The organism is Thiocapsa imhoffii (assembly GCF_016583985.1).
In the GTDB taxonomy this organism is placed as follows: Bacteria; Pseudomonadota; Gammaproteobacteria; order Chromatiales; family Chromatiaceae; genus Thiocapsa; species Thiocapsa imhoffii.
Map to the genome: position 1 here is coordinate 48,929 of NZ_NRSD01000017.1, position 16,745 is coordinate 65,673.

Annotated in this window: 13 protein-coding genes; 3 read left to right on the plus strand and 10 right to left on the minus strand. The window is 62.8% G+C overall.

The annotated features are described in order from the left end of the window. Positions 1-102: 102 nt before the first annotated feature. Positions 103-1,080 carry a bifunctional riboflavin kinase/FAD synthetase gene (ribF, locus tag CKO25_RS14915; RefSeq protein ID WP_200388743.1) on the minus strand — a complete coding sequence of 326 codons (978 nt, stop codon included), beginning with the start codon at positions 1,078-1,080 and terminating at the stop codon, positions 103-105. Positions 1,081-1,159: 79 nt separating this feature from the next. Then, entirely contained in the window at positions 1,160-2,695 is a 1,536-nt protein-coding gene (murJ, locus tag CKO25_RS14920) for a murein biosynthesis integral membrane protein MurJ (RefSeq protein WP_200388744.1), read from the minus strand. Positions 2,696-2,855: 160 nt separating this feature from the next. On the opposite strand from murJ, the gene rpsT reads away from it, so the two are divergent. Then, on the plus strand, positions 2,856-3,119 hold the full coding sequence (rpsT, locus tag CKO25_RS14925) for a 30S ribosomal protein S20 (RefSeq protein ID WP_200388745.1): 264 nt from the start codon (positions 2,856-2,858) through the stop codon (positions 3,117-3,119). Between the two features lie 123 nt (positions 3,120-3,242). On the opposite strand, the gene lgt is transcribed toward rpsT, so the two are convergent. The 8 genes from lgt to CKO25_RS14965 form a co-directional block, all read right to left on the minus strand. After that, entirely contained in the window at positions 3,243-4,085 is an 843-nt protein-coding gene (lgt, locus tag CKO25_RS14930) for a prolipoprotein diacylglyceryl transferase (protein ID WP_200388746.1), read from the minus strand. Between the two features lie 136 nt (positions 4,086-4,221). Further along, complete coding sequence (locus tag CKO25_RS14935) at positions 4,222-4,944, minus strand: VPLPA-CTERM sorting domain-containing protein (protein WP_200388747.1); 723 nt, start codon at positions 4,942-4,944, stop codon at positions 4,222-4,224. A 449-nt stretch (positions 4,945-5,393) separates the two neighbouring features. After that, positions 5,394-8,165: a pyruvate, phosphate dikinase gene (ppdK, locus tag CKO25_RS14940; protein ID WP_200388748.1), complete on the minus strand. Its 2,772-nt coding sequence runs from the start codon at positions 8,163-8,165 to the stop codon at positions 5,394-5,396. A gap of 166 nt (positions 8,166-8,331) precedes the next feature. Next, entirely contained in the window at positions 8,332-10,206 is a 1,875-nt protein-coding gene (locus tag CKO25_RS14945; RefSeq protein WP_338115142.1) for a RyR domain-containing protein, read from the minus strand. Between the two features lie 7 nt (positions 10,207-10,213). After that, complete coding sequence (locus CKO25_RS14950; RefSeq protein ID WP_200388749.1) at positions 10,214-10,969, minus strand: hypothetical protein; 756 nt, start codon at positions 10,967-10,969, stop codon at positions 10,214-10,216. A gap of 6 nt (positions 10,970-10,975) precedes the next feature. Further along, complete coding sequence (locus tag CKO25_RS14955) at positions 10,976-11,437, minus strand: OsmC family protein (protein ID WP_200388750.1); 462 nt, start codon at positions 11,435-11,437, stop codon at positions 10,976-10,978. A gap of 78 nt (positions 11,438-11,515) precedes the next feature. After that, positions 11,516-11,995, minus strand: coding sequence for a gamma-glutamylcyclotransferase family protein (locus CKO25_RS14960; protein WP_200388751.1), 480 nt, complete (start codon positions 11,993-11,995; stop codon positions 11,516-11,518). A gap of 14 nt (positions 11,996-12,009) precedes the next feature. Next, the gene (locus tag CKO25_RS14965; RefSeq protein ID WP_200388752.1) at positions 12,010-13,119 is read right to left on the minus strand and encodes a glycosyltransferase; all 1,110 of its coding nucleotides are present in this window, start codon (positions 13,117-13,119) and stop codon (positions 12,010-12,012) included. A gap of 430 nt (positions 13,120-13,549) precedes the next feature. Between CKO25_RS14965 and CKO25_RS14970 the strand changes: the two genes are divergently transcribed. Together CKO25_RS14970 and CKO25_RS14975 are read left to right on the plus strand one after the other, a co-directional pair. Beyond that, a complete protein-coding gene (locus CKO25_RS14970; RefSeq protein ID WP_200388753.1) occupies positions 13,550-16,477 on the plus strand; it encodes a WD40/YVTN/BNR-like repeat-containing protein in 2,928 nt (975 codons plus the stop codon). 52 nt (positions 16,478-16,529) lie between these two features. After that, positions 16,530-16,685, plus strand: a complete 156-nt coding sequence (locus CKO25_RS14975; protein ID WP_200388754.1) for a hypothetical protein — start codon at positions 16,530-16,532, stop codon at positions 16,683-16,685. Positions 16,686-16,745: the final 60 nt, after the last annotated feature.

Consider the following 16,745-nt stretch of genomic DNA (forward strand, 5'->3'; position numbering starts at 1 on the left):
CGTGCAGGGTGCATGGGTGTGATTGTGGCCTGACGGCGGCAAAGAGGCAAAGGCCATCGGGCGGGCGGCGGCCCGGTTGGTTTGGCTGCGGCTTTTCCCGAGTCAGGCCCCGGGCGTCTGCGGAGCGGGTCGAGGATACTCAGCGCCGCGCAGATAATCGCGCGCGGCGTGGGCATCGATCTGGATCTGTTCCTTGAGCGCAGCGAAGGACTCGAAGCGTTTCTCCTCGCGCAGCTTGAGGCAAAACTCGACCTCGAGATGTCGGCCGTAGATGTCCGCGTCGAAATCGAAGAGATGCACCTCGAGCCGATAGTCACTGCCCTTCACCGTGGGTCGGGTGCCCACATTGGCAACGCCCGGCAGTGGTTCCAGCCCCAGTCCGTGGACCAGGACGGCATAGACGCCGCGCAGTGGCGTCACCCGTCGCCGCAGGTCGATGTTGGCCGTGGGGAAGCCGATCCCACGTCCGCGCTTGGCCCCATGCGCGACGCGGCCCTGCATGCGATAGGGTCGTCCGAGGAGGTGTCGGGCGTACTCGAGATCACCCCGCCCGAGTGCCTCGCGCACCCGTGTGCTGCTGACCCGCTCGGTGCCATGCGTGATGGTATGCAGGTCCGCGACCTCAAAACCCTCCCCGCTCGCGCTTGCCTGCCCCATCGTTTGCAACAGCGCGAAGTCGCCCGCGCGACCGCGGCCGAAGCGAAAATCGTCTCCGACCAGCAGAAAGCGCACCCCGAGTCCGTCGCGCAACAATCGTTGGACGAAGATGGGCGCCTCCATGTCGGCCAACCGTGGACCGAATTCCAGCACCATGACACGCTCGATCCCACAATCGGCGATCGCCGCGAGCTTCTCGCGCAGTCGTGTCAGCCGTGGTGGCGCGGACTCCGGCGCGAAGAACTCCATGGGTTGTGGTTCGAAGGTGATGACGGTCGCCGGTAGACCAAGAGCCTGGCCCTGGTCGAGCAAACGTTGAAACACCGCCCGATGTCCGAGGTGCACGCCATCGAAATTGCCAATCGTTGCGACGCAGCCTCGGTCACTGGGGCGCAGGTTGTGTAAGCCTCGAATCAGCCGCATTGCCGTGCCGAACTGGATGAAAGAGCCGCAGTATACGCGAGCCGGCAGGTGCCTCGAACCATCGGATCGACGCCGTGCGCTAGTCGCTCATCCTGACGTGGCGGGGGCGAACCCCCAAGATCACGAGCGTCCACAGGTAGACGGCGCCGGCGGCCACGATCAATAGCAGGAGCCGGATGATCCGTTCGCCGAGTCCCATCGCGATCCAGTCGGAGAGTGCACCGGCGCCGAGGATGATGACAGCGCCCATCAGCAGGTTGGCGGCGAGCCCCTTGAGGATCAGGGCGGTCCAACCGCGACGGGGCTTCAGCACCCCCTCTTTGAGCAGACCCAGGAGGAGCAGTGCCGCATTGCAGATGGCGGCGACGGTGGTGGCGAGCGCGAGCCCGGCATGTCCGAGCGTGAACATCAATGCAAGACTGCAGACCAGGTTGACGATGAGTGCGATCATGGCGATGCGCACGGGCGCCCTCATGTCTTGGCGGGCGTAGTAGCCCGGCACCAAGACCTTGATACCCATGAAGGCGACGAGGCCGATGGCATAGGCCATTAAACTCTGGCGTGCCATCACGACATCGTGGGCACCGAATTCGCCCGAATGGAAGAGCGTCACGATCAGGGGGCCAGCCAGCAGCATCAGGCCGACTGCCGCGGGTAGGCCCAGTAGCAAGACCCAGCGTAGCGCCCAATCCAGGGTGTTGGAAAAGGCGCCGGGATCCGCCGCCGCGTGCCGCTGTGACAGACGCGGCAAGATCACGGTGCCCAGGGCCACGGCGAGAATGCCGAGCGGGAACTCCATCAGGCGATCGGAGTAATAGAGCCAGGAGATGCTGCCGGTAACCAGGAAGGATGCGAGCAGCGTGTCCAGCAGCAGACTGAGCTGGCCGGCCGAGGCGCCGAACAGGGCCGGAAGCATCAGCCGCATGGTCCTGCGGACACCTGGATCTCGGGGTGCGAGACGCGGCCGGGGAAGCAGGTTGAGCCGAGCGAGAAAGGGCAATTGCAAGGCGAGCTGGGCGATGCCTGCGATCAGGACGCCCCAAGCGAGTGCCACGATGGGCTGTGCCATCTGAGGTGCTAGGTAGATGGCGCAAAGAATGAGCGAGATGTTGAGCAGGACGGGGGTGAAGGCAGGGATGCCGAAGCGCTCATAGGTGTTCAGAATGCCTCCGGCAAACGCCGTGAGCGAGATGAAGAGCAGATAGGGGAAGGTGAGCCGCAGCATGTCGGAGGCGAGCAGCAGTTGCGCGGGGTCATTGATGAAGCCGGGCGCGAAGAGCAGGATGACGAGCGGCGCGGCGAGCACGCCCATGACCGTGGCCACCAACAAGACGGCGCCAAGGGTGCCCGCCATCGCATCGACAAATTCCTTGAGTGCCGCGAACCCGCGTTGCTCTTTGTACTCGTTCAGAACGGGGACGAAGGCCATGGAGAACGCGCCTTCGGCGAACAGGCGGCGCATGAAATTCGGGATCTTGAAGGCGACGAAGAAGGCGTCGGTCCCCGCGTCCGCGCCGAAGAGACGGGCGATGACGAGATCACGGATGAAGCCAAGGACACGCGAGAGGGCGGTATTGCTTCCGACTTTGGCAAGGGATGCGGCGAGTGAGGCCACGGCGGCTTAGACTCCAGTGAGGGCGGTGATGATTCCAGCGCGAACATGCATCCAGTTGTTCTGCCTAGGCATTGACAGCGTCAACGGCGGCGTAGACAATGTCTGGTCTTGTCGATTCGAACTGTATCCTTTCTGTTCCGCCGGATTCTAGGAGATCCCTTTGGCCAATTCACCACAAGCTCGCAAGCGCGCCCGCCAGGCCGAGACTCGACGTCAGCGCAACGCTGCCCAGCGCAGCACGCTGCGCACCTTCGTGAAGAAGGTTGTGAAAGCGATCCAAGCGGGTGACAAGGACGCGGCGATCCAGGCGTTTAAGGAAGCTGTGCCGCGTATCGATCGCGCCGCGCACAAGGGTCTGATTCATGCCAACAAGGCTGCGCGCCACAAGAGTCGTTTGAACGCGCACATCAAAGGCATGAGTTGAGCGAACCGCCAGATCGCGCGTCAAGTGACCTCCAAAAACCGGCCGAACAGGCCGGTTTTTTTTGGGGGGGTCTTGGTGTCTGGACTGACATCCCCCCGCGACATCCCCGCGCGACGGAACGGGTCAGGCGCCGCGCGGGTGCCGATACGCGAGCGCCAGCAGCAGCGCGCCGATGAGGATCATGGGTGTCGAGAGCAATTGGCCCATGGTGAGCCAACCGAATGCCAAGTAGCCGAGATGCGCATCCGGCATGCGGACGAACTCGACGCTGAATCGGGCGAGACCATAACCGAGCAAAAAGAGACCGGAGACGGCCATGGTTGGTCGTGGTTTGCTCGCGTAAATCCAGAGTACGAGAAAGAGCGCGAGTCCCTCGAGTGCGGCCTGATAGAGTTGCGAGGCATGCACGGCGGGACTCCAGAGCGTCGCCTGGGGGAGGTCGGCGCATTGCGCTGGAAATTCCTGGCAGGGTAGGCGCATGCCCCAGGGCAGATCGGTGCGCCGTCCCCACAGCTCGCCATTGATGAAGTTTCCGATGCGCCCCGCGAACAGCCCGAGTGGGACCAGGGGGGCGAGGAAGTCACCGACTTCGAAGAAGCGCATCCGCTGGCGCCGCGCGAACAAGCCAATGGCGATCAAAACCCCAATCAAGCCCCCATGGAAGGACATTCCGCCCTCCCAAACCTTTAGCATATTCAGGGGGTTGGCGATCAGTTGATCGAACCCGTAGAACAGCATATAACCCAGTCGCCCGCCGACGATGGTCCCGATGACGCCGTAGAAGATGAGATCGTCCACCATCTCCGCGCTCCAGCCCGCGTGGGCATCGGTGCGGACATGCGCGGCTCGCCAGCGCCCGAGGATCCAGGCCAGCGCGAAACCGACCAGGTACATGAGCCCATACCAATGGATATGCAGTGGCCCAAGACTGAGGGCGACGGGATCGATGTCGGGATAGGTCAGCATGGGGGACAGTATAACCCAGCACACCTGGGTGGTGCGCCGGATGCGGCGGAGCGGGACCGGCGGAGGGTCCCGAGAGGGCAGTCGCGTCAGTGTGCCGCGACGTCAGCAAGCCACTTGCCTAGCGGGTCAACCGCAATCAGACCCGCTGGGCGTGCCGGCGGCGCGCGGCCAGGATCACGCCAAGCAGCGCGGAGCCGAAGAGCCAGCCGGCGGCTGGAATCGGGACTGCCGTAATGCGGATGCCCATGTCGCTGAAGTCGAAATCAGGACCGCCTGCACCATCGTCGAGCCAGAGAATCAGCGAACCACCCTCTTCGATCGTCGCGAAGAAATTCACGGATGAGGTTGCCGTGTTGATCGCATTCGTGGTGTTGGTGATGGATCCGCTAATGTCTCTTGGCTTATCGCTGCTGTTCGCATTGGTCAAGAACCGAAATCCAAAATCGGTGACTGGGCTGCTTGCGACGATTCCACCGGCCTCGATTTGAGTCGCGGTCGTGCTGCTGAAGTCACGGTTGGCGAAGATCGTGGTCCAGCCTCCCGCGCCGTCGGTGAATTGGAAGAGATTGTTCCAAGATGCCTGTTTACCGAGATACTCGAACGACCAGCCGCCGCTCGGCTGCGCCCCGGTCCAATTGACGTTGGCACCAACCCAGCCGTTACTGAAATTCCAGGCCGGCGAGTCTGGGATGTTCGAGACCGTGGCTCCCGCTTCGAGTTGCAGGTTGAGTTGGCCGTTCTGGACCGAGCCAAAGGTTTGTGTCGCATTGGTGGTGTCCAACACGAAGGCCGCCGATGCATTGAAGGCAAGCGTCAGACCGGCGATTGCGAGCACAGCTGGTGCTGTTCGGTTATTCATGGCTGACCTCGTCGGGTGCGGTTGGGGATGCCCTCCATCCTGTCGAACGATCGCGCGCACCGCGGATGCGCCTGGTTGCAGATGCTATCGACTAGGAGATCGCAGTGGCGAGTGGAGGGGATGAACTGGCATCAAGTTTAAATCATTTAGCAAAATTGGGGCCAATTTTCTGCTGTCGTGCGAGGCGAGTTGATCGGCGAGTCGGTCAGCATCCGGCCGGCCGCTCATGAGGCGGTGACTGATCACCTCAGGGCACCTGGATCGTCTCGGCAAGGCCTCGTTAGCCACCTGGAAGGAATCTGTGCCATGCACATTATGTCTTATTTTGACAATTTTTGTACACGTGTGAAGGGCTCGTATAACGGATCAGATGGCACTGTCCGCATCCTGATCGTCGACCGGCGGTGGCCGTCCTTGGCCAAGCGTCCGATGTGGGTCTGGGTGACTCCTCAGCTGGCCGCTTTTAGGGCCGCGTGCGCCGCGGCGAGACGCGCGACCGGAACGCGCGGACCCGAGCAACTCACATAGTCGAGTCCAGCCTCATGACAGAAGGCGATCGAGTCGGGATGGCCGCCGTGTTCGCCGCAGATGCCGACATGCAGATCCGGCTTGACCGAGCGGCCCCAATCAACGGCGAGCTGCATGAGCTTGCCGACGCCTTTGCGATCCAAGACCTCGAAGGGATTGTCCTGCAGAATGCCCGATTGGTTGTAGAGAGGCAGGAACTTGTTCTCCGCGTCCTCGCGTGAGAAGGAAAAGGCCGCCTGCGTCAGATCGTTGGTGCCGAAGGAGAAGAACTCCGCCTCCTCCGCCAGTGATTCGGCGCGCATACAGGCTCGCACCACCTCAATCATGGTGCCGAACTTGAACATCACGGGTTGTCCATAGGCGGCCGTGACCTCGGCGTGGATCTGATCGACATAGCCCTTGACCATCCGCAGTTCCTGAGCGGTGCAGACCTGCGGCACCTTGATCTGGGGATGAACCTCGATCCCGGCCTTGGCGCACTCGGCGGCGGCCTCGAGGATCGCGCGGATCTGCATCTGATAGATCTCGGGGAAGGTGATACCAAGGCGCACGCCGCGATGTCCGAGCATGGGGTTGGTTTCGTAGAGTGCGCGCACCTTCCTCAGCATCGCTTCTTTCTTGGCGATCGCATCCTCGACGATCGTCGGGTCCATCATGCGACGCAGTGCATCGACGTCGTGACGGACATGGTCCGGCGAGTGCAAGAGCCCCATGGCTCCGGCGAGGACCGTCATGCCGCGGGTGGTGCCGGCGAGCACGCGCAGATCGGTGAGTTCGCGCTCAAGCACATGCTCGTCGGGCAGGAACTCATGGATGGGCGGGTCGAGCAACCGGATGGTGACGGGATTCGGCGCCATCACTTCGAATAAGTCGCGGAAGTCCTTGCGCTGCAAGGGCAGGAGCTTATCGAGCGCGGCCTGGCGTTGCTCGGGGGTCTCGGCGACGATCATCTCGATCACCACCGGGAGGCGCTCGACGTCGTTGAACATCCGCTCGGTTCGCGCCAGGCCGATCCCGACCGCACCATACTTGCGGGCGGCGCGCGCGTCCTCGGGGGTGTCCGCATTGGCCATGACCTTGAGGCGCGCCTGCTCGTCCGCCCATGCGAGCAGGACATCGAGTTCCGGCGTGAAGTCCGGTTCGACTGTCGGAATGGCGCCGAGATAGACCTTCCCCGAGGTGCCGTCGATGGTGATGACATCGCCCTCTTTAAAGCTGGTCAGGCCGACCCGCGCTTCACGCCGATTGACGTCGACGCTGATTCCTTCCGCGCCGGCGACGCAGGGCTTGCCCATACCACGCGCCACCACGGCGGCATGGGAGGTCTTTCCGCCACGGGAGGTGAGGATCCCCTCGGCGGCAAAGAAGCCATGGATGTCCTCCGGCTTGGTCTCCTCGCGCACCAGGATCACCTTTTGCCCGAGTTCATGCCCGAGGGTCTCGGCACGATCGGCGTCGAAGACGGCGATGCCCGCCGCCGCGCCGGGCGAGGCCGGGAGACCCGTAGCCACTGCATCGGCCTTAATCGTGGGGTCAAGCCGAGGGAACAGCATCTGCTCGAGCAGGTCGGGTTGAATCCGCAGTAACGCCTCCTCCTTGCTGATCAGGCCCTCGCGTTCCATCTCGACCGAGGTGCGGACCATGGCCACTGCGTTCATCTTTCCGTTGCGTGTCTGCAAGCAGAAGAGTTGACCCCGCTCGATGGTGAACTCGAAATCCTGCACCTCACGGTAATGGGTTTCCAGTTTCTCACGCAGCACATCGAGTTGTGCCGCCATCTCCGGCATCTCGACACGCAAGCGATCGATGGGTTTGGGCGTGCGAATCCCGGCGACGACGTCTTCGCCCTGGGCATTGACCAGGTATTCGCCGTAGAGCTTGTTCTCCCCGGAGCCGGGGTTGCGGGTAAAGGCCACCCCGGTCGCCGAATCATCTCCACGGTTACCAAAGACCATGGTGACGACATTCACGGCGGTTCCATTGGCCATGTCCGGCGTGATGTGGAACTGCTTGCGGTAGTCGACCGCGCGTTTGCCGCCCCAACTGTTGAACACGGCCTTGATGGCGATTTCCAACTGCTCGTAGGGGTCGCTCGGGAAGGGGCGCCCCGTGTGGGTCTCGACGACCTTCAGGAAGCGCTCGCTGACCTCCTTGAGGTCGTGCGCGCTGAGGTCGACGTCTTGTTTGGCATGTGCCGCGTTCTTGACCGCATCGAGTTCCTCATCAAACGCCTTGTCTGGCACGCCGAGGGCAACCTTGCCGAAGAGCTGGATAAAGCGACGATAGGCGTCGTAACCGAAGCGCGAATCGCCGGTCGAGCGGATCTCGCCTTGCAGGGTTACGGCATTGAGCCCCAGGTTGAGGATCGTGTCCATCATGCCGGGCATGGACATGGCCGAGCCGGAACGAACCGAGACCAACAATGGGTTCTCGGGGTCCCCGAAGCCCTTTCCGGTTTTCTGCTCAACGGCGCGCATCTGTTCACGGACCGCGTCCATCAGACCGTCCGGCAAGGCCCGGTTGGGAGCGTCGAGGTATTCGAGGCAAGCCGCGGTGGAAATGACGAAGCCAGGCGGCACGTTGAGACCCATCTGCGTCATCTCGCAGAGGTTGGCCCCTTTGCCGCCGAGTAATTTCTTGTCTTTGCCGTTGCCTTCCTCGAATGCGAAGACGTGCTTGGTTGTCGTTGACATGAGTCTGAACTGCCTCTCTCGTTCCAATCGTTATGGGAAAACCGTTGCGTGAGCGTGGGGGGACGGTCCACCTCCGGCCCGTGCTATTGTCGCAAAGGTTGGCCTGTTGGTCGGGATGAATTTCACACCGATGTTCGTGTGGATTCCGGTAGGGCTGAAGTCCTATTCAATATTCAAAATTCCAATCGTGTCCGACCCCATTGGAAAGAATGCGAACCCACTTCGCCGGCTCCGGTGGGGCGGGTGCGTCGCCCAAGAGCAGATGAATGGTGCCACGTCGGTGGAACCAGGTTGTCACCTGACTGGGGTCGGCAAGGCTGATCCGACGCTCGGCGCGCGCGAGTAGGCTCATGTAATCATCACGTTGCACGGACCCAGACAGCTGACTCAGGATCTGCTGGAGCGGGCCTGGGAGGAGCACGAAGAGGCCGGTGTCCGGAGCCTGTGCAAGGGTTCGTTGCACGATGCGGCGTGTGCGGGGATCGAGGAGGGTCGTGGCAAGCACCGGGGCGCGATCGGGGTAGCGTGCGCGCACCCGAGCGAGTGCCTGATCCGTGAGGCGGTCCAACCGCCGTTGATCCAGACCCTCGTCCGCGGGATCCGGGAGCGCCACGAGTAACCGCCGCAAGATGCCGAGTCCCTGTCGCGCCAGCAGGGTGGGTAGACCGCGCACGGCAAAGCGGTCGAGATCTTTCATCGGTTCCGACAACTCGGCGTAGGGGATCAATTGGGGGTGATGTTTGAGCCGGTTGTCCCGGACCGGTGCGTAACTCCAGCCGTCGAGCGAGCGGTCCGCCGCCCAGCGTTCGTGTTCGATGATGGCCAACCGCTCGACTTCCATTGGGGTCATGATGAAGGATTCGACCATCTCCTCGGCCACGGCGCGGGAGTCGATCACCGCGAGTTTCGCCCAGACATGATCGGCTTGGTGACGGTTGGCTTGGCGATAGGATTCCGCCAACAACGGCCAGGGCTGACCAGCCGGCTCCCGAGCAGGATCGCGGCCCTGAGCGGCGATGCTATCGCGATAGTGGTCGTGAATGGTGCGGGCGACGTCATCCCCCGCGCCGTCGAGCAAGACCTCGGCACGGCAGGCCTCGCGTTGGTAGGCGATCGGGATGAGCTGTCCGTCCCATGGCGCGATCCGGTCGGTGTGGTGCTGATCAGGCTCATGGAGCTGTCCAGTCTCCAGGAGGATTGGGGGCGAGACACCCTGTTGGCGCGCCAGGATCTCACGAATCCGCGCGGCCGTTGCGAGACCTGCTCGCGCGGCGTCATCCAGGCAGACGATGGCGAGGGTGACCGGTCGTGCTGCTGCCGGACCCAGATCGATGTCTCGTCCTGCGCCCAGCTCCTCGGCGGCGCCCTCCGTGTCCGTCCCGTGGGAGTGCGCATCCAAGTGCATGGGGCGGGGCGCGCTGGGGTTGGTCAAGGCCGTGAGTGGGGCGAACGCGATGCTGGCGACCGCGCGTGCCTGAGGATAAGCGGCGAGGAAGCCGGTTTCGACTTGCTGGCTCTGATGGCAGAAGATACTGACATGCGCACGATCATTGCCGTACTGAATGAGGCGTAGTGCGTGCACGAGCAGAGCCTGCGCGGGCGGGTCGAAACCGGCGATCAGCAGATGTGGCGACTGCCCAAAGCATGGGTCCATGCCCAGGTGCAGTGGCCAGCGTGATAACAGAATGCGCGCCGCGCGACTCTCGATGCCGAAGGTTTCCAGGCGCACGGGGTGGTCCGGAGCCAGTACAGGAAGGTGTGGTGGCGCGTCCCCTCTGTGCATCAGGATCAGGCGGGAGTTCGGGCGACTGGCGCGACGTCGTGGGGGCGGCCAGGACGCAATCAGTTGTTCGACCAAGCTGGTGGCATTCGGTGGATCGACCAGAATACAGGTGCCGACACCTTTGAGATCGAGGGTTGCGAGCCGTTGTGGATCGATCTGGGTGACACGACGACGGGTCGTGCGCAAGCCGGCGGCAACGGCGGACGCGAGTGGCTCCCGGCCGCAAACCACATTCAGGAGGGAGGTTGCGAGGAACACGGGCGGCCTATCGGCGGTTGCTGGGTGCCAGTCGTGCGTGCAGAAACTGGGGCAACGAGGCCGCCGCCTCGTCCCACGGCATCACCTCGATCAGGGATCGGTCGATGGAGGCGAGCAGGGGGTCGACGGGGGCGTCCTGCGCTCCCTGTTGTCGCCACGCAACGAGCTGATCGGTCATGCCACCAGTACCGGCGAGCAGCAGCACGCGCCCGCGCTGCTTGAGCCAATGCCAGACGTCGAGACGGGTGATGTCACCACCCGCGGCAACCAGCATGAGCGCGGGCTGACCCGCGGCGAGTTGGACCGCGGCCGCGCTGATCCAGGGCGATTCATCGCCCCAGTGCGCGCCGGGGATGAGCAGGATGTGGCTGTGATGGGGGTCGAGTCGAACCGGAGCCGCGGGACTCGTCGGCAGGGGGGTGACCGCACCCTGTGGCGCGATTCCGAGCAGTGGGAAGTGGGCGCGCGTGCGCATGCGCGCCTGCCCCATCGCCGCCATGACGCCGTAAGCCGTGCCGCCGTCGATGACGGCCGCGCCGACCTCGTCGAGGATCGGCGTGATCCGTTCGAAGATGGCCACCAGAGTAGCGGCGAGGTGGTCCGGGAGATTGCCCGCACCGCCAACGACCACCAGGAGAGGACGTGGACTCCGCAGGTCCAGTGACGCGAAGGCACGGGCCAGCTCCTGCGATGGGGTGCGTTGGGCGGTGGCGATCCAGACCCGCTGGCACGGAGGCGGATCCGCTATGTCAGCCTGTTCCAAGGCCCTTCATTCCGAATGATGCAGGACGTTTCCGGCGGTGTCCTGCACCGTAACCCGCAGCGGGATGCCTTCCCGAATACTGGCCGAGACCACACAGAAATCCTCGAAGAGGTCCTTGCAGCGGGCGAAGCGAGGCGCCTGGATGACGACGTCTTCAAGAATCAAGGTCACCTCCAGCCGACCGACACGCAGGCGTTTTTTCGCATTGCGGACCATGACGCAGATGGCCTCGGCACGCACGCAGGACGCGGGTGGCTCCTCTTTGAAGACACAGTAGAGGAGACTTGCGCTGAGACAGTTGGCGGCCGCTGCCGCAAGCAGTCGCGAGGCGTTCGGACCCTGTTGCTCACCGAGCGGTGGCGGTTCATCCATGATGAGATCCGCCGCCCGTTTCCAATCAAAGGCGACCTTGATCTGAAACCCTTCCTGTTGCTCGAGATGGATCTTGAAACGGCCCTCTTCAGACATGGCGTTGGCTCCGGTGCAATGGGTACGGGGACAGATCGTTGAGTTGAATAGGTTGGACGTCGTGACATGACGTCGTGGTTACGGGCTTTGCCCATCCTCCGATGGGGGCCGGTCGAGCGCTCGGCGGGGTGTGGTGTAGGCTGGTCGGCGCGGATTCTTCGGATCACGAACGCAGCGGATCCCGGCGGCGCGAATCGAATCGGGAGCGGCTGCGAAGGCGCGCCAATCGCCTGCGTGAATGATGGCCCGATCCTTCACCGACCCGCGGTAGAGATAGATCCAGACGCGGCCATAGGGCGAGGGCAGCAACTGGCGGTCGTAGAGACGCGGATAGTCCTCGAGCCGATCGAGTTGACGCAAGCCGGCGCGATCGACGCGATAAACCTCACCGTGAATTGGGCTGACGCCGCCACGCACGGCACCAGGATAGGCTCCGAGTAAGTAGAGGGTGAAGCAGGGTGCCGTGCGCAAGGGTCCGAGACGCTCGGCATGGGCGAGCAGGTGATGATTCACCTGTCCACGGAGCAGGGTGCCGTAGACGAAGACCCGATGGTGCATCTGAACCTCCAGACTCAAGGCGCCAGACCAAGTGCACGCAGATGCCCTGCGGTACTGGCGATGGTGTGATAATCGGCCACCGCCTGTTGCAGGGCAAGTCGATCTGGTGGTGTGTCGAGTGCCACCGTGATTGCTGCGGCGAGGGCCTCCGGATCCTCCATCGGGACCAGGTGGCCATAGCGCCCGTTCTGGGTGATTTCACGGGGTCCGCTTGGGCAATCGGTTGCGACCACCGGGATCCCCAAGGCCAGGGCCTCGGTCAACACCGTCGGTGAGCCCTCCCAGATCGACGAGAGCACGAACAGATCGCAGCGCGCGAGATAGGCATAGGGATTCGGACGAAAACCGGGAAGAGACAACGCCTCCTGGATCCCCAGGTCCAGGGCTAGGGCTTCGAGTGCCGCGCGGGCGCCCGGCTCACCGTCGCCGAGGATCAGAAGCCGACAGGGGCGGCGGGCATGCACGATCGCAAAGGCGCGGAGCAGGGTGGGGAAATCCTTCTGGCGGGTGAGGCGACCTGAACCAACCAGCACCGGAGTCGTCTTCGGCGACAGAAAGGGATGTACAACTGGCTCAGCGGCTTGCTCGAACAGATCATGGGCGATCACCGGATTATGGATCACGGTGATCCGCTCCGCCGGCAGGCCCGTGATCCGGGCCGTGTCGTCCGCGACGCCTTGGGAGACGGCGACGATGGCATGGGCACGTGGGTAGAGCCACCGCATGGGCAGATAATAGGCGAGCCGACGCAGGAGGTTGCTGTGCTCCAGCGCTTTCGACAGATGTGTGTCCATGCGCACGACGATGCGTGTCGATCCGCCCGCTAGGGCTCCGGCGAGTAAGGCGATGCGATTGCCGCGGTTCTTGGCGGTGAGCAGCGCGGGCGGACGTTCACGGCGAAGATACCGCACCAGCGGCAGCAGACAGAGGGCGGTGTGTGAGGAGCCGAGGCGAATGATGTTCACGCCCACCGGGAGCTTGGCGAAATGCGGACCACGTGCCTTGACCAACAACAAATCAACGGCGAAGCCCTGGTCGAGGAAGCCCTGGCAGAGATTGACGATCACGCGCTCCACCCCGCCGTCCCCGGAGAAGGATACGAATATCGCCAGGCGTGTGGTCATGTACGCGATCCCGGTGGGCCAAAACGTTTGGTCGTCACGGCAGGCTCAACAGAGCCAGCAGCGAGACCTGATGTGGTGTTGAGAATGGCGCAAGGATAACAGGAATCGCGGTGTGAACTGGGCGACGCAGTGGACCCCGAGCAGAGCCTTCGCCGCGGAGCGGGCAGCGGTGCGTTGAGTAACCCGTTGACGCCGCGCGGGCCGGTCGGGTGTGCCAACCGACCGCGTGGACGGTTCAGCTCACCCCGATTCCGTTTGGTCTATAGTTGAAAAGGTATTCCGTGGTGGCGGCACCTGAGAGTGTCCCACCGCGTCCGAGCGGCGGAGATCGTGCCGCCACCATGATCCGAGGGAATGGGGCGAGGAAAGACCGATGTTCATTAAGCGATCCCTGACGCGTCTATCAATCTTCATAACGTGTTCGATCGTCATGCTTGCGGCGGCACTGGTGCCGATGACCGACCTGTTCGCCGGAACGCGGGTGTGCGGTGTGGATTGGGAATGGATCGTCCCGCAACCGCAAGGCAATCGCCTCAAGAGTGTTACCCATGGCCGTGGTGTGTTCGTCGCCGTCGGCGCGTACGGGACCATCCTGACCAGCTTAGACGGAATCCAGTGGACACTAGCAGTGTCCGGGACGCGTCGTGATTTGAATCAGGTGATTTGGACGGGCAGCCAATTTGTTGTGGTTGGGCGTCAAGGTGCCATCCTGACCAGCCCTGATGGACAGTCCTGGACCGAACGCCTGTCATCAGTTCAAGGTGATCTCCAGAGTGTTGCCTGGAATGGCGAGCGCTTCGTCGCCACCGGAGGGCTTGGCAAGTTCTATCACGAGGGCGAGCCGAATCAATACGAAACGCTCATCGTTACGAGCGAGGATGGCCGCCACTGGACCCTGCAACCGAACGACAACAGCGTCCTGCTGATGGATGTGATCTGGGGTCATGGACTCTGGATCGCCGTGGGCCAGGCTGCTCGAAATCAGTTCAGTCCCGCGCCGCGATCGTCTTTTTTCGTCAGTCAAGATGGCCTGACCTGGAGCGAGGTCGCCAGCTTTGGGGCTGCGCTCAAGCGTCTGGCCTGGAACGGAGAACGCTATCTCGCCGTGGGCTGGGGGCCGGATGATCCGGCAGCGCGAACCGATTCGAGTGTGACCCTGACGAGTGCGGATGGCGTTCATTGGTCGGTTGCATCACGATCCCCCGGCATCTTTTTGGACCTGCACTGGACTGGCGACCTGTTCGTCGTGACGGGCAGAGACGGACTGGTTGCAACCAGTTCGAATGGCCAAGCCTGGATCGAGCAACAGACCGGAGTGACCGAGTCACTCGATGGTCTGGCCTGGAATCAGGAGCGATTCGTCGCCGTTGGGGGCGCGGGTATGCTGTTGACGAGCCAGAATCTCACGAATTGGGTCGAGCAATCGACCAGGAATGCGCTCAATTTTGGCCAGATCATCTGGGATGGCGACCAGTTCGTCGCCATTGCCGGCCGCGACATCTTGACCAGTCGCGATGGCGTCGCTTGGGCGGTGCGCCATACGCGCACTGGTGCGGATCGCCTGAGGACCTTGGTCTGGGGCGGGGGACAATACCTTGCGCTTACGGGCACGGGTATCTTGCTCAGCGTAGATGGCATCACCTGGACCTTCTACCCTGGCGCTTCGCCTCTGGATCCCTTGCAGGTGATCTGGACGGGTCAGCGGTTCCTAGCGATCAACACCGAGGGGGTATTCGCTAGCGTGGATGGTCTGACTTGGAGCCATCTCTACTCGAGCACGGGCTCTGGAATCCTCCACTCGATTGCGGCTCGCGGTTCCGCCATCGTCGTACTCGAACGTGATGATGAATTTTATGAAAATTGGCGCATCTTCAGTCCAGATGGCAACAGTTGGACGAAGCAATCAACGCCTCATGTGCTGAATCACGTCATCAGTGGTGGCGATGGTTTCGTGATCGTTGGTCGGCAAGGCGTGATCATGACAAGCCCCAATGGGGTTGATTGGAGGACGCGCGCGTCTGGAACCACGGAATCAATCGAGCAGTTGATCTGGAATGGCAGCCAATATTTGGCGCTGGCACAAACTCTTGAATTTCAATTCGACAGCCTGGGGATCAATCCGCAGGTTGGCACGATGTCGGTCCTGACCAGCGCCGATGCGATCGACTGGAGCCGGCATCCCCTGATGCCGACAAACGCATCGGGCCCCTTGGCTTGGGGTGCGGATCAGTTCTTGTTGCCGCGGTTCGCTGGCGTGCTGCGCAGTCCATGCGACGCACGGATCATGCCGCCAATCGTCGAGACGGGTGGCAAGCGCGCAATCGGTCGTGAGAGTGTGACGCTGGAGGGATCCGTCGATGAGCAAGCCTCCAATGCCTGGGTCAGCTTCGAGTACGGCCCGACGGAAGTGCTTGGAGAGAAGATCAGTGCCTGGCCGCGGGTGGTCGAGCCCGGAACCGGGCGCAAGCTCTTCACCGCGACGCTGACCGGTTTGAACTGCGGCACCAGCTACCATTATCGGGCGACGGCCACGAACGGGGCGGGAACTCGCTTCGGTCAGATCCGCCAGTTGATGACTGCGGATTGTTCGGGGCTGGGGCAGCCGATGCTCAATGCCGCTGTCCTGCCCTATGCTCGGGCGGTTGCCGTCGGTACGCCAGCAACGGCCTTCGGCACCCTCATCAATGCCGGTGACGCTGTTGCCGAGCGTTGCGCAATCCGGCTACCAACATCGATCCCCGCGCTGTTCGACTTCCAAACAGCCGATGCGACGAATCACTTGGTCGGCTCACCCAATGAGCCCGTGACCATTCCACCGGGGGGAATTCAGAGCTTTGTGTTTGGGGTAACGCCGCTTGTGCCGATGATGTCGGTGGAGATCCCGTTGCGGTTTGACTGTGACAACGCGGAAGGAGCGCCTAGTCATCCTGGGCTCAACACCTTCATACTTTCAGCCGCACAGACTGCCCCCCCTGATTTACTCGCCATTGCCGCGACGCCGACGCAGGACGGTGTCATCCGTCTCCCGAATCCTCTCGGGCAGGCGGCCTTCGCGGCCGCGGCCATCAATATCGGTTCCGGCGGAAAGGTCCTGATCAGCGCCGACGATGGCGATCAACGACTGCCAGTCGATCTGCAGGTTTGCGAGACGACCGCCACCGGACAATGGCTCTCCTGCGGTAAGACTCTCTCGCGCCGGGTTGCCGCCAATCGAACCGTTTTCTACACGGTTGTCATCGGGGGCCGAGGCGAGGCGGTTGCGTTCGATCCGGCGGTCAATCGTGTCTTCCTGCGATTCGAAGCGGATGGCATCCTGGTCGGGGCAACGAGTGTTGCGGTGACGGTTCCCGAGGGCTGAGAGTTGCTTCGTCTCTTGCTCGTCGATTCAACTGAATGGAGTGCTCCGAGACATGACGAAGAAGCGCCTTCTGATCCTGCTCCTCATGGTGATACTGTTGCCGGGCTGTTCGACGTCTCCTCAGAGTGCGGAACCGGGCACGGTGTCCGATCATCCGGTCATCTATGGACAGCTCGGTGTCTCGATCGATCGCGTACGGGTCCGCTGAGCGCGCTTGAGTCCGCCATCGCGCGCTGTGCGCCGAGCCGATCGGGGACTCCGTGCGGTC

What these genes read in the sequence shown, in the direction of transcription:
- CKO25_RS14965 (WP_200388752.1), bottom strand. Translation starts at nt 13,119, where the DNA reads ATGACCACACGCCTGGCGATATTCGTATCCTTCTCCGGGGACGGCGGG.
- CKO25_RS14975 (WP_200388754.1), top strand. Translation starts at nt 16,530, where the DNA reads ATGACGAAGAAGCGCCTTCTGATCCTGCTCCTCATGGTGATACTGTTG.
- CKO25_RS14955 (WP_200388750.1), bottom strand. Translation starts at nt 11,437, where the DNA reads ATGTCTGAAGAGGGCCGTTTCAAGATCCATCTCGAGCAACAGGAAGGG.
- lgt (WP_200388746.1), bottom strand. Translation starts at nt 4,085, where the DNA reads ATGCTGACCTATCCCGACATCGATCCCGTCGCCCTCAGTCTTGGGCCA.
- CKO25_RS14935 (WP_200388747.1), bottom strand. Translation starts at nt 4,944, where the DNA reads ATGAATAACCGAACAGCACCAGCTGTGCTCGCAATCGCCGGTCTGACG.
- CKO25_RS14970 (WP_200388753.1), top strand. Translation starts at nt 13,550, where the DNA reads ATGCTTGCGGCGGCACTGGTGCCGATGACCGACCTGTTCGCCGGAACG.
- ribF (WP_200388743.1), bottom strand. Translation starts at nt 1,080, where the DNA reads ATGCGGCTGATTCGAGGCTTACACAACCTGCGCCCCAGTGACCGAGGC.
- CKO25_RS14960 (WP_200388751.1), bottom strand. Translation starts at nt 11,995, where the DNA reads ATGCACCATCGGGTCTTCGTCTACGGCACCCTGCTCCGTGGACAGGTG.
- ppdK (WP_200388748.1), bottom strand. Translation starts at nt 8,165, where the DNA reads ATGTCAACGACAACCAAGCACGTCTTCGCATTCGAGGAAGGCAACGGC.